The sequence below is a fragment of the Mycobacterium sp. genome (assembly GCF_032159775.1).
Classification (GTDB): domain Bacteria; phylum Actinomycetota; class Actinomycetes; order Mycobacteriales; family Mycobacteriaceae; genus Mycobacterium.
Genome location: NZ_JAVHWK010000146.1, coordinates 1 through 11177 on the forward strand (window position 1 = coordinate 1; position 11177 = coordinate 11177).

Sequence of the window (11177 nt, forward strand, 5' to 3'; positions counted from 1 at the left end):
ACATCTGCCTCATGGTCGCCAAGATCGCGGGGCGGCTGTTGGGTTCGGTGACAAGCTGCTGCGACACCCTGGTCAGTTGGTCATCGTGGGCCCGGGCGTAACGGCGCAGCAAGTCAGATGCTTCCGCGATGGAAATATCCAGAATCGCGCGGAGGAATCCTTTGGCCTGCTCGACGACCACTGCATCAGTCACCATCAGTTCCAGTGTGCGACCGCCGCGACGAGATCACCAGGCGGAACTGGGTTCCAGTGCTTGGGCGGGTGGTCGTCTCAGTAGCGAAGCAGGAGACACCGCATCCGCGGAGGCGGAATGGTGTTGGGTGGTTTTTTCGCGCCTCCGTGAGCTAGTCGGCGTTCGACGGTGGTTCCTGCCGGGGATATTCGGGCGGTGTTTCAGCAAACCGCAACGGTATCCGCTAGAACGCCGTAGGATCCCTGTGGAGTGCAGGAACGGTAATAAGTTCGACGGTCATCAATTGGGGTTCGCAAAATGATTCGGTCTCTAGTCGTCGCCATCGCGGCCACAGTCTGCGTCGGTCTCGCCGTCGCCGCACCCGTCGCCGCGCGACCGTCAAACCCCGACGACCCAGGGCGCGGACCCACCTCCTCTGACGTGCCGCACTACCCGATGCATCCTCCGGAGATTGACTCCCTCAGGATGTATCAGGGCGCCGTCAGCGCCATCCGCCATGAAGAATCCACACTTCTAGAGCACCTGAGCCCAGTTGGCAGTCTGACTTGGCCTTTCCGGCCGCTACACCAATAACTCGAAAGTACAAGTCCGCCACCGTCGGCAATTGGTCGCCACCTGCTGCTCAATCTTCCCCAGCCTGTCGTCTTGCTCTCTGAGGGCTTCGGTGAGTGCGGTCAGTCCGTCGGCGAGAAGTTTGGTCGACGGGTTTTCAGTTGTCCTCGCGACCTCACGGAACTTGCTGCCTGCGGGTTGACGCCCAGGGCGCTGCGTTGCTCATAAGCGATGACCGTAGCGGCGGGCATCGAAAGATTGGTCGGGACTGAGCGTGACCGGACCCGGTCATGTCGACCGCCACCAGGCGGGGAGAAGGCAAAACCCTGACCATGGATCGGCCCGCTACCTACGCAGAATGGCGGGGCGGCTGCATTGGCCTTTGGTCAGTTGTTGGTCACGTCTCTTCCCCAGACCGCGCCCTTGGGGTCGGTTAGTGTGCACCAAGCGTCTGGGGAGCACGCGCTGGCCACCTTTACTACCTGGCCGTTGTTCAGTACGCCGATCTTGTGTCCACCTTGGTCGCTCGGTTTGTCGTACAGATCCGTATCGGCGTTCACTGTTGCCGTCTGTTGCGCTGCCGCCGGACCTTGACTCGTGGGGCAGGTCCAATGCTCATGCTGGGCGCTCCAAGTTCCGCCACCGATGTTACCGCCTTTCGCGACTTGGCCATACGCAAACCCTGCCATTGGGTCGATTTGGCCCGTGATGTGGTTCGTGACATCACCCCAGTTGATAGTGAAATCAATATTTGGATAGGGGTTTGCAGGTATCACTCCAGCGCCGGTGGCGCCGCCGAACTTGACCTTTCCGCCTTCATAGACGGATTTGGTTCCCCCCGTGGGATGTGTGCTGGACCAATCGACGGTGTACACCGAGCCGTCGCTAAGGTCGAGAGTCAGAACGGGCGAGTCTAGCGTGCAGGAGGTGGGGTCAGCCTGCGCCGCAGGGCCTGGGACGGCGATGATTCCCACCGCGCCGATCGCCGTGGCGGCGGCGAACATTTTGGATGCGCCTATAAACGATAATTGCATGGAATTTTCTCCGTTACTCTTTTTCGCCACCGACCGTGCGCATCAAATTAACAGGCAGAGGAAGCTCAGTATTCAGTTTGGTAGAACTAATACGGACGCTAATAAGTTTGTCGTACAGGAACTGGCAAATCTGCAGCGATGTGGCGATGGTCGGTTGCATGTGGATTGGTACACGACGGGGCCGGGGGTGACGTGGCTGCCGGAATGGGTTGCGGAACATCTGAACCAGAGTGTGCGTGCGGTGGTGGTGTCTTGTGAATGCCTTCTGCTGGATGCATGTTTTGCCGTGGGATGCCCGGGTATCAGCACTCGGCGGGTCGAAGATGTCCCGACGGCGAAGCTAGCGAGCCGCTAGTCCGCTTGCGACCGACCAGTGAACAGGAACACACATGCGTAAGACCTTGGGCATCACTTTGACTGCTGCCACCCTCATGTTCGGCGGGGCTGGCGTCGCCAACGCCACGGCACCGATCGCGCCGACCCCGGCGTCGACCACGACGATCTTGGCGGACGACACCTACGGCAACCAACAAAAGGACAGCGACAAGACCGGCCTGTGGGGCCTCGCAGGTCTTCTCGGTCTGGGAGGGCTGCTCGGGCTGAAACGGCGCAAGGAAAACCCCGACGCCGGTTACCGCGCCCCGAATGCTCCTCGGGCCTAGCGAACCGCCTCTCGCAAACGGCCCCCCCGTCACGGCTTGGCGAACCTGTGACGGGGGCTGTTCGCTGTCCTTCACGCGACTGGACTACCGTCGACCCGTAATCGGTGACGTCCGCGCCCAGACGCGTGAAGGGCGTTGGGTCACGAAACCACCGATACACTGCCCGAACGGCCACAGCTAGGTGATGCTGTCAGCGTTCGGGATATTTGTCGAGAAGCTGTTGGGCAACATCGCGCAGTTTGATGTTTTTCCGTTGGGATAAGTCGACCAGGGTGGCGAATGCCTCGTCAGCAGTGCAGCCCGTGCGAGTCCGTACCGCTCCCTTCGCTTGGTCGATGACGCTGCGCGAGTTCAGTGCTGCCTCAAGTTGGGTGACGGTTTCTCGTGAGCTTTGCCAGCGCCGCGCGTTGGTGATGGCTTGACTGGCTGTGACGGTGTAAAGCCGCACGAGCAGGTCGTCGAAGGGGTCAAACGCTGCGGTGCTGCGGCTATAGATGTTGAGGGAACCGACAAGTTCGCCTTCGTCCTCGTCATGGGCTGGCGCAACGATCAGCGGCGACGACAAGCTGGCCAATACACCTTGTTGCCGAGCTGCGGCCACGAACTCCGGCCACCGCTGCTGTTCCACGTCGGTGCTGACGCGCACCGCTTGACGTGTTTGGGCCGCCTCCAGACAGGGGCCACGACCGGCGGTGTATTGCTCGCGATCTAGACCCAGCATCAGGTCGTCGGTACACGCAGCGGTGCGCGGTTCAGGATCACTCAAGACCGTTATCGATACTGCGTCGGCTCCCGGGACTGCTCTGGCGGCGGTGTCGGCTACCCGTAATAGCACGTCGTCGAGTGGCTCCTCGGCAGCGAAGATAGCACCGAGCGACTCGATCGCTTCGGAGACGGTCTGCAGCCTGCTTAGCGGGTCGGGACGTTCACCATTGGTCGACATTGCTCTCCGCCTCCGAAGCGTTTGCGCTGAATTGAACGCGCTCCCGCTGATGCAATTTGCAGGGATATACATTGCCCGCTCGATCTAGAACAAGTTTGGAACCAGGCCACCGTGTGATGCATGGCGGCCCCGGCTTGCTCGGCGGCCTCAACCAGCACGTGGGTCTGAACTGGTGAGGCCTGGGCAAATGCGCTAGCCGGCTAACGCACTCACCTAGGAGACACTGATGCCCGTAACTCGTCGCCCTAAAACGGAAGTCGGCTCGTGAGTCGGCCCGCCACCCCATGCAGAAGGGCCTTCCAAGTGACAGGGAATCGCCACCATAGAACGCGCGCGGCCGGGTTGGCGCTGCCTCGGTTTACCGGGGCCGATCTACGGCGTCGGCGCACCGAGACATGCGGTCCGATAATTCCAGAAATTCGTTCTCATGCCCGTTAGCCACAGACGAGTAGCCCATCCTCCGTACCTCCGTCGCAAACCCCTGCACGTCGCGAGCCAACTGCTCCAACTGGTTAATCACGACACCACGCTTTCGGAAGGGAACCGTTGCACACCGCTATCAAACGAGGGGTCGGGCGCAGCCACTACTCCACAAGCGGCATCAAATATCGGCGATTTCCCGTGTCGGGCGCACTGCCCTTCCGACCGCGACGCTACGCGCGAATGGGTTCCAGACCAAATGTCCCTTGGCCCCGCGAACGTGGTTCCGTAGGTGCCTCGCGGGTCACCGGTTAGCACCCATTCGTGCTGTTGGTCGGCCCGCGCCGGCAATCGCAGCGAACTTGCTCCGTTGCGCGGCCTCCGCGGCTTGGTGGCGCGCTCGCATTCCGGCGCGTATTTGCACGTCGCAACAGCGCCCATCACGAGCGCGATAAACCACTAATACTTGAGCACGAACCCGACCAGCAGCAGTGTTCTGAACATCCCTGCGTCTGCGGAGAGGCGGGGGTTTCGGGCCGGTCAGCCCAGCGTGTTACACGCGGCATCGCGCTTTCCATCGCCTAGGTGCGAACCTTCGTGCGGCGCTTGGGTCTTTTCGTCGGGTCGTGCTGGCCCGCAAGCGTCAAACCCAATAGCAGCATGCCCCCGCCCAGCCCGAATTGCAGCCAGTTGTCGGCGTTGTTCAGCGCGCTGCCCTGGTCCATCGGCAACCCGTATACCCCAGCGCGCGACGTAGGCGAGGCCGCCGCCAAGCAGGTAGGCGCGTGATGCGGCGTACGTACGCGCGAAGATGAAGCGATGACGCCGAGCGCCAAATGGGCGACGATGCAGAGCTGCGCAGTGAACTTGAAATCCGCACTGAATTGACGACACTTCTGACGACAACCGTGACGACAGCTGCTCGCCCGACACGATGGACAGTGTGGTGCGGGCGAACGGCGCGTAGGGCGGGGTGGCCGGGGCGGCGATCAGGCGGGGCACCCGGGCCATCGCACCCCGGGCGGTGGCGAACGCTTCGAGCAGTCCTTGGGTCGCGTCGGCGGAGTACAGCGACATGAGCGTCGTTTCGAACGTGAGGCTGATGCGGGCGTCGGTGGCGCGGGCGTGGTACACCGCGATGTCTGAGGTGACGTCAACGTGGATGACGGCGGTCGTGTGGGTGACGGTGGCAGCTGGGATGGCATGAAGTGTTTGAGACATGGTGTGTCACCTTCTGTTTGAGATGTGTGAGGTGCCGGTTGGCAGCGCGCGGACGGACCGGCGGGGTTCCGGGTCAACCCCGTGGAGCCGCCGTGCTGGAGGCGAATTTCGCCCCGCGGGCGGCAGCGAGCACGGGATGGGCGAAATGTCGCCGTAGCCGGGCGCAGCGCGGCGGAGCACGGGCGAGCGCGATTCAGCGGCGTGGGTTGACGCGGTCGGGGTCCCGCCGGTCAGGCTGGGCCGGCGCTGACGGCAATCTTGGTGAGGGGCTACGGATCCGGCGCCGCGCAGCGGCGCCGTGGGAGCCCACTCAGTGGGCTAGGCCGGCGACCAAGTTCACGGCTGCGCCGAGAATGACGGCCCCGAGGAGGAACGACAGCAGACCGTGGCGTAAGGCCGTCACCCGAATCGGGCTGGTTTTGAGATCGGTGTCTGACACCTGATAGGTCATGCCGATCGTGAAGGCTAGATAGGCGAAGTCGGCGTACGCCGGCGCTTCGGATTGATTGAAATCGATGCCACCCGCTGAATCGGCGTAGTACAGCAGCGCATAGCGCAGGGTGAAAATCGTGTGCACCACTAGCCACGCCGCCCCGACGCTGCCGACACCGACCACGGCGGCGATATCGGCTTGCACTCCATGTGACTGGCCCGCGGCGAAGAGGCAGGCGACCCCGAGCAGGCTCGCCACGCTGGCGCTCAGAATGAAGATGTCGGTGGCCACCCGGGTCGGGTCTTCGCGGGTGGCGTGAGATCCCGTGCGTGCCGGGCTCATTTTCGCGATCACCGCCCATGTCCAGATGAGGAACACGGCTGCAGCGGTGATCCAGCCGCACGCTGGCGCATAGTTCCACTGCACCGATACGCCGACGCCGATCGCCACGGCGAGGCCACACGCTGCCGCCACGACGGCGCGCGCCGCGATGGGGCCGTCGCGGCTCAGCGTGCTCACGTAGCCGAGTGTCGCATCGTCGCGTCCGAGCCGACGCGCGACACGGCCAACTCAGCGTCACCGATGTGGTGTGATCGTCGGGCGGCTTGACCGCGGCGCCACAGCCCGGCCAACTCGGTGCGCATCCTCGCCACCTCGTTGGCGAGTTCCTCTCGGTCCGCGCCGCTTTCAGCCAATTGAGTCAAGCGTGTCCCGTGACATCCGGCCGCTCGTCGAAACGCATCCTCGAGTACTTCGCGGGCATACTGTCCAGCCGACGCTGGTGCGACCGTCTGGGCGTACAGATCGGCGAGGTGCACGGCGAACCGGTGGTGCCGCCAAGCGGTGACGCGTCGGTGAGACTGCCTGTCGGCAGGTCCGCGCTGACGGGCGGTGTGCAGCACCGTCACCGGGTCGGGATCGGCGCTGTGCGACGAGGTGTCGGATGAGTTCCATCGCCCACCGATTGTCCGGTCGCCAGATCGCGCTGTCGGGCACCACATTCAGCAGCGGTGCGGCTTGGGCGGCGGGCAGGTGCATCATGGCGCCGACGAGCTGGGCCTCGGGATCCCACTGCTGCATGACGGTTTCGCAGCGCCTGCCCGGCGGCTCGCCGGCAGGGTTGTCCTGACGGAGCTGGCCCAGCCCCGAGGTACTCGTGGGCGCAGCACCTCGTTCTCCTGCTCTAACAACCGGTTCCGGCGGCGCAGCTCCCGCAGTTCCGCGGACTCACCGGTGCTAGCGCCGGGCTTGGCGCCGTCGTCGACATCAGCCTGGCGCATCCACTTCGACAGGGTCACCGGATGGACCCCGAAATCGGTGGCGATCTGCTCGAGCGTCACCCCGTCGTCGCGGTTACGGGCGATCCGCACGACGTCATCACGGAACTCGCGGGGATAGGGCCTGGGCACAATGACATCCTTCCAGCCTGCCCTTGCGGGGCAAGCCATCTCAGATGTCACCTATCCATGCAGCAGACCCTAGTGATGTTTTCAATGGTGTGTATGCAGGCGGATAACGCCTGAACTTGTCGTCCCTACTGGGATCGAACCAGCCGACATGGTGAGCTCCGGGCTTGTGGCCGAAGCGAAGTCGGCGAAGGGTTTTGATCCGAACGCGCATGCGACGTGTCCTAGCTGTGTCCTAAGACAGGCGACCACCCGATGAAACACGTGGGATGCATAAGCACGAAAATTGCCCATCTAGCTGCACAGATCACCACTGCGTAGACACTGCGGAACGGCCCAGAACACGGTGTGCACACTGGCAGTGTGGGGGTCAGGGGTTCGAGTCCCCTTAGCTCCACCGAAAACCGCACGTCAAAGGCAAAGACACAGCCACCAGACCGTCATCACAATGTCGGTTTACGCTGCTTAAATGAACTCCATGTTGGGGCGCGCCGTCACCATCGCCACGAGGCGTCCGGAGCGCGTACAACTGCGGCGCACTAAAGACTGGCGAAAGCCCCAAGGAGCCATCGTCGTCGCACGGCCGAGCAAGTGGGGCAATCCGTTTCCCGTTGAGGACTTCGGGCGTGAGCGGTCAGTCGCGATGTATCGCAACCTCATCCGCGGCATCTGGAATCCGAGACTTCTTGACGACCTCGACGATCCGGCGCTCGCGCGGGCCTACGTCGCCAACGAGAAATGGAGGCGCCGAATCGGCGGCCACCCGCTCGAAGCCGCCCGATTCGAGTTGGCGGCCCACGACCTCGCGTGCTGGTGTCCGCTCGATCAGGCCTGCCACGCCGACGTCCTACTCGAACTGGCGAACGGCGCCTGATGGCGTGGGTGAAGCCGTGCACGCGGAAGGACGGCTCGGTCTACTTCTCGGGGTTCTTCCGAGAGCTCAACCACGCGACCGGGAAGATGCAGCAGTCCAGCATCTCGTGAGACGACCCGGGCGACGCCTAGCACTGCCGCCAACCTGTCGATTGGGTCGCTCCGGCCAAGGCGCGCGAGATCGTGCGCATCGTCCAATCCCCGCGCCAGGCGCAGACCGTCCGCCAGTTCCTGACTAAGCACATCGACACCCTCACCGGTGTCGAGCAAGCACCCTCTGAGTCCCTCGGTGAGTGCCGTCAATCCTTCGGCGAGAAGCCCGGTGGTGGGTTTCTCCGCGTTTCGCGTGACTTCGCGGAACTTGTTCCTGCGCCGACGGCCCATGATGCTGCGTTGCTAATGAGCGGTAACTGGATCGGGTGATACCGCCGACGGCACCCTTTCGGCGTGGGTGAGCACAATGCGCAGAATCCGAGAATCGGAGGTTTCGCGGGTTGCGAGCACAAGCGAGCCACACCCATGCGCACGGCCATAGCTTCGTCGAGACAACGAAGTTCACCTCGAAACTTCCAATAAGACGAAGGACACCATCATGACCGCCGCGCAATTGACTCGAGCCCGTGCCGATGCCGCACGTCTGGACGCGGCACGACTGGAGATGGATTCCGATCACGCGTATGCCGCTGGCAGGCTGCAGCGCGCGCGGCGACTGGCGGCGACCGCCGCACGGATACGCGCGGCGGCGGAGGGTTGGGAGGTTGCGGCGTGAACCGCACGACGGGGTGTGTCGCTTCCGGATACATCGAAAAGCACAGCTAGGCAGTCGATTCCGTCAATCAGTAGTCAGAAAGGGTCGATGCCGCAGTCACCTACCTCGCCGGGCATCTGATGGGCGGCACCGTGGTCACCGCCCAGCCCACCTATGGGAACAACGCTCCCGCCCGAGCGCTGTCGACAGGCTGCCCCTGCCTGACTCGGGCGATCTCGGTTGCACGGGTGTACTGCCAGTACACCTACCGATAGGAACTCCCCGGCTCGACCTCTGAGGTGTTTCCTGAAGATAGCCGGTGCGGCAAGGACGCCACACCCAGTCGAAGTCAAAGGCGCAACGCCACAGTTGATTTGCAGCGCCACCGGGGATAAGGAGCAATTCGATGACCACCCAACGCACTCGCCGCACGCTGTTGACCCGGATCGGGGCGGGCGCGGCCTTGGTCGGCCTGTTGGCCGCCGGCTGCGCACCGTCGAACTCCGAAACCGCCGCAACCACTACGCCGGCCCTGTCGGGTCCGACGCCGAACCTGCCCGCAGGAGATATGTCCAACGGGGCGGCGAACTTTTACACCAGCGATCGAGTGGATGCGCAACCCGTGTCATTCAAGAACCAGTACGGCATGAACGTCACCGGGAACATGTTCGTGCCCAAGGACATCGACCGCAATACGACCAACCCCGCGATCGTGGTCGGCCATCCGATGGGAGCGGTCAAGGAACAAAGCGCCAACCTTTACGCGACCAAGATGGCGGAGCGTGGCTTCGTCACGATGTCGCTGGACCTGTCATTTTGGGGTGCCAGCGACGGGCAACCGCGCAACGCAGTCTCACCCGATATCTACGCCGAGGACTTCAGCGCAGCCGTGGATTACCTGCGCACCCAGTCATTCGTGGACGAGGAACGCATCGGCGCGCTTGGAATCTGCGGCAGCGGCAGCTTCGTGATCAGCGCAGCGAAAATCGACCCGCGCATCAAGTCGGTCGCCACCGTCAGCATGTACGACATGGGTGCAGCCAATCGCGATGGCCTGCGCAACGGCGTCACCCTCGAACAACGTCGCCAAGTCCTGCAGCAAGCAGCCGACCAGCGCGACGCCGAATTCGGCGGCGGGGAGACCGCATACACCGGCGGCACTCCCGAGGAACTCACCGACCAGTCCAGCGCCATCGACCGGGAGTTCTACGACTTCTACCGCACCTCGCGAGGTAACAGCCCCGACACCACCACGCACCCGACGATGACCAGCAACGTCAAGTTCATGAACTTCTACCCCTTCAACGACATCGAGACGATCTCGCCACGACCCTTGCTGTTCATCGCCGGCGAGAACGCCCACTCCCTCGAGTTCAGCGAGGACGCCTACGCCCTCGCCGCCGAGCCCAAGGAACTGGTCATCATCCCCGGCGCAGGTCACGTCGATCTCTACGACCGCGTCAACCTCATCCCATTCGACAAGCTGACCGGCTTCTTCCAGAACAGCCTGCGAAACGGGTAACTAGTTCCACCACAACCGCGGACCACACAGTCACGATTCACCGACCCCACGTCAGGAGTTCGACCTATGCCGGTAACCACCAATAACAGTCGGAACGACGAGTTCGCAGGCAAAGTCGCGTTCATCACCGGCGCCGGGAGCGGCATCGGACGTGCTACGGCGCTAGCGTTCGCCGACCGTGGCGCCGCGGTGGCCATCGCCGACGTCTCAGCTGAGGCCAGCCGTGGTGTCGCCGAGGAGATTGTTCGTACTGGTGGGCAGGCGCTCGGGCTCGCGTGCGACGTCACCGTCAGCGGCGATGTGCAGACCGCCCTTCGGCAGACGGTCGAGGCGTTCGGTCGCCTGGACTTCGCATTCAACAACGCCGGCATCGAGCAGCCCCCCACTCCGCTGGCCGACATCACCGAGGACCAATGGCAACGCGTCCTCGACATCGATCTGCGTGGGGTGTTTCTCTGCATGAAATACGAAATCCCGTTGATCCTGGCCGCAGGCGGTGGCGCGATCGTCAACACCTCCTCGGGGGCGGGTGTCAAGGGCTTCTCCGGCGGTGGAGCCTACGGCGCCGCCAAGCACGGGGTGATCGGGCTGACCCGCTGCGCCGCACTGGACTACGCGGCGGCCAACGTGCGCATCAACGCCATTTGCCCCGGCATCATCGAAACTCCGATGATGGATCGCTTCTCAGGAGGCACACCAGAAGGGCGCGAGCGGGTCATCGATCAGGAACCCGTCGGCCGGATGGGCCGTCCCGAAGAGATCGCCTCGGCAGTGATGTGGCTCTGCTCCGACAACGCCGCCTTCACCGTCGGCCACGCACTCGTCGTCGACGGCGGACAGACAGTCGGTTGAACCGCGTCGAGAACGCCTTCGCTGCGGGCTCGAGGTTCTTGTCAGGGGATAAGTGGGCACTAGCCCTGCGCCGCAGAGCGCACTGGCCACCAGCAAGGACCGCCCCAGCAGCTCGTTCTATGGCCTGGCGATCGGATTCACCGTCATGGCCGGCGCGTTGGCGGTCGGCGCGATCTCAAGAGGCGATTCACTCAACATCTGAACTCACCGCGCCCAAGTCAAAGGCAAACCTCCACACCGAGCCGTCCCAGTGATCCGCCGCAGCCGATCCGCAAATAGCGGCCGAGTTTTTACCTGTGCGTCAACTGTCCAAATGCT

14 protein-coding genes are annotated in these 11177 nt (G+C 63.4%); 7 read left to right on the forward strand and 7 right to left on the reverse strand.

What is annotated here, in order from left to right:
* Both QOJ24_RS20030 and QOJ24_RS20035 read right to left on the reverse strand, forming a co-directional pair.
* A partial coding sequence (locus tag QOJ24_RS20030) for an ANTAR domain-containing protein (RefSeq protein ID WP_526264380.1) occupies positions 1 to 196 on the reverse strand: 196 nt, incomplete at its 3' end.
* Between the two features lie 935 nt (positions 197 to 1131).
* Positions 1132 to 1809 carry a hypothetical protein gene (locus QOJ24_RS20035; RefSeq protein WP_526264382.1) on the reverse strand — a complete coding sequence of 226 codons (678 nt, stop codon included), beginning with the start codon at positions 1807 to 1809 and terminating at the stop codon, positions 1132 to 1134.
* A 359-nt stretch (positions 1810 to 2168) separates the two neighbouring features.
* Between QOJ24_RS20035 and QOJ24_RS20040 the strand changes: the two genes are divergently transcribed.
* Positions 2169 to 2441: a WGxxGxxG family protein gene (locus QOJ24_RS20040; protein WP_526264384.1), complete on the forward strand. Its 273-nt coding sequence runs from the start codon at positions 2169 to 2171 to the stop codon at positions 2439 to 2441.
* Positions 2442 to 2631: 190 nt separating this feature from the next.
* On the opposite strand, the gene QOJ24_RS20045 is transcribed toward QOJ24_RS20040, so the two are convergent.
* The 4 genes from QOJ24_RS20045 to QOJ24_RS20060 form a co-directional block, all read right to left on the reverse strand.
* A complete protein-coding gene (locus tag QOJ24_RS20045; protein ID WP_526264386.1) occupies positions 2632 to 3384 on the reverse strand; it encodes an ANTAR domain-containing protein in 753 nt (250 codons plus the stop codon).
* 960 nt (positions 3385 to 4344) lie between these two features.
* Positions 4345 to 5025 (reverse strand): hypothetical protein, encoded by a 681-nt coding sequence (locus QOJ24_RS20050; protein WP_526264388.1) that lies wholly within the window; start codon positions 5023 to 5025, stop codon positions 4345 to 4347.
* Between the two features lie 310 nt (positions 5026 to 5335).
* Positions 5336 to 5977: a DUF1345 domain-containing protein gene (locus tag QOJ24_RS20055; protein ID WP_526264390.1), complete on the reverse strand. Its 642-nt coding sequence runs from the start codon at positions 5975 to 5977 to the stop codon at positions 5336 to 5338.
* Positions 5974 to 6153, reverse strand: coding sequence for a hypothetical protein (locus tag QOJ24_RS20060; RefSeq protein WP_526264392.1), 180 nt, complete (start codon positions 6151 to 6153; stop codon positions 5974 to 5976). The genes QOJ24_RS20055 and QOJ24_RS20060 overlap by 4 nt, the downstream gene beginning before the upstream one ends.
* 18 nt (positions 6154 to 6171) lie before the next feature.
* Between QOJ24_RS20060 and QOJ24_RS20065 the strand changes: the two genes are divergently transcribed.
* Positions 6172 to 6405, forward strand: coding sequence for a hypothetical protein (locus QOJ24_RS20065; protein ID WP_526264394.1), 234 nt, complete (start codon positions 6172 to 6174; stop codon positions 6403 to 6405).
* 90 nt (positions 6406 to 6495) lie between these two features.
* Here the strand turns inward: QOJ24_RS20065 and QOJ24_RS20070 are convergent, their stop codons facing one another.
* Complete coding sequence (locus QOJ24_RS20070; protein WP_526264396.1) at positions 6496 to 6867, reverse strand: transposase; 372 nt, start codon at positions 6865 to 6867, stop codon at positions 6496 to 6498.
* A gap of 466 nt (positions 6868 to 7333) precedes the next feature.
* On the opposite strand from QOJ24_RS20070, the gene QOJ24_RS20075 reads away from it, so the two are divergent.
* From QOJ24_RS20075 to QOJ24_RS20095, 5 genes are all read left to right on the forward strand, one after another.
* Positions 7334 to 7738, forward strand: coding sequence for a DUF4326 domain-containing protein (locus tag QOJ24_RS20075; protein WP_526264398.1), 405 nt, complete (start codon positions 7334 to 7336; stop codon positions 7736 to 7738).
* Between the two features lie 591 nt (positions 7739 to 8329).
* Positions 8330 to 8506: a hypothetical protein gene (locus QOJ24_RS20080; RefSeq protein WP_526264400.1), complete on the forward strand. Its 177-nt coding sequence runs from the start codon at positions 8330 to 8332 to the stop codon at positions 8504 to 8506.
* A gap of 385 nt (positions 8507 to 8891) precedes the next feature.
* Positions 8892 to 10007: an alpha/beta hydrolase gene (locus QOJ24_RS20085; protein WP_526264402.1), complete on the forward strand. Its 1116-nt coding sequence runs from the start codon at positions 8892 to 8894 to the stop codon at positions 10005 to 10007.
* A 66-nt stretch (positions 10008 to 10073) separates the two neighbouring features.
* Positions 10074 to 10859, forward strand: a complete 786-nt coding sequence (locus tag QOJ24_RS20090; RefSeq protein WP_526264404.1) for an SDR family NAD(P)-dependent oxidoreductase — start codon at positions 10074 to 10076, stop codon at positions 10857 to 10859.
* Positions 10860 to 10911: 52 nt separating this feature from the next.
* Positions 10912 to 11061: a hypothetical protein gene (locus QOJ24_RS20095; RefSeq protein ID WP_526264406.1), complete on the forward strand. Its 150-nt coding sequence runs from the start codon at positions 10912 to 10914 to the stop codon at positions 11059 to 11061.
* The last annotated feature ends 116 nt before the right edge of the window (positions 11062 to 11177 follow it).